A 1244-nucleotide genomic window follows, 5' to 3' on the forward strand; every position below is an offset into this window, starting at 1 on the left:
GGGTGGTTTCTAACACTGGTTGCGAACTAGCTGGTAGAGCCGTTGGTTAGCAATGCTCTCATGGCTTCGGCTGGTGTTCTGTCTCCGAGGGCGAGGCGGGGTCGCTGGTTGAGTTGGGCGGCGACCGTCTGCAGGTCTTGGGCGGTATGGATCGACAGGTCGGTGTGTTTGGGGAAGTACTGGCGGATCAGTCCGTTGGTGTTCTCGTTGAGGCCCCGCTGCCAGGGGGAATGCGGGTCGCAGAAATAGATGTCGAAGCCGGTCGCGGCGGCGGTCTGCTCATGCATCGACATCTCCCGGCCCTGGTCCCAGGTCAGGGTCTTGCGCCAACTCTCGGGCAGATGCCGGGTCTGCGCGATGAGCGCATCGCGCAGTTGCGGGGCCTTGTAGCCGTCCGGGAGATGCACCAGGATCAGGAACTTGGTGACCCTCTCCACCAGTGTGCCGATGGCCGTGGCACCACCCGGCGCCCCGTACTGGCCGATGATGAGGTCGCCTTCCCAATGTCCGGGGACCTGACGTTCAGTGACTTCAGCGGGACGCTGGTCGAGGAGCTTCATGTTCTTGATCTTGTTGGGGATTGCGACGCCCCGCCGGTGCGGCTTCCTGCGGGAGCGGCCGGTGCGGAGCTTTCCGGATCTGCAGCCGAGAAGGCCGGCGTAGAGGGCCTTGTAGATGCTCTCGGCGCAGACCTGCATGGCGCTCAGGTCGGGGTAGGCACGGGTGAGGAACCGGGAGATCTGCTGCGGTGACCACTTCTCGGTCAGCTTGTCGCGCACGACCGTACGGAGCGGTTCGTGGCCCCGAATCTTCTCTTCCTTGGAACGTCCGCGACGGAGAAGCGCCTGGTTGTGGGCCCACCAGGGTTGGTAGCGGCCGTCGGACTTGCTGTTGCGCTGGATCTCTCGGTAGACCGTCTGGAAGCTCTTGCCGATCGAGGCGGCGATCTCCTTCACCCCGACCTTGGCGTGTATGCCGTCGGCGATGGCGATCCGGTCATCCTGGGTGAGGAAGCGGGCAGAGACGGGCGCGTCGGCGAGAACCATCCGACCAGCATCGATGAACCACAGCGACCCGCAGCTGGTCGACACACCGACCATCCGGGCCGCAGCAGCGCCCTTATGCCCCTCTCGCACCAACTCGAAGTAGCGCTTCTGAACCGACGAGGGAAGCTTGTTGTGAGCCCAACGAGGCATGCGAGGTTCTCCTTCGAGAAGGTTCGCAACCATCGATAGAACTCAAGC

Annotated in this window: 1 protein-coding gene; it reads right to left on the minus strand. The window is 63.6% G+C overall.

What is annotated here, in order from left to right; all coding sequences use genetic code 11:
• Window positions 1-26 precede the first annotated feature (26 nt).
• Window positions 27-1196, minus strand: a complete 1170-nt coding sequence (locus C4V41_RS60525) for an IS30 family transposase (RefSeq protein ID WP_103965018.1) — start codon at window positions 1194-1196, stop codon at window positions 27-29.
• Window positions 1197-1244 lie beyond the last annotated feature (48 nt).

Origin of the sequence: Nonomuraea solani (genome assembly GCF_900108335.1) — a bacterium.
Taxonomy (GTDB): domain Bacteria; phylum Actinomycetota; class Actinomycetes; order Streptosporangiales; family Streptosporangiaceae; genus Nonomuraea; species Nonomuraea solani.

Coding starts and splice junctions, on each gene's coding strand:
- C4V41_RS60525 (WP_103965018.1), bottom strand. CDS start 1,196: ATGCCTCGTTGGGCTCACAACAAGCTTCCCTCGTCGGTTCAGAAGCGC.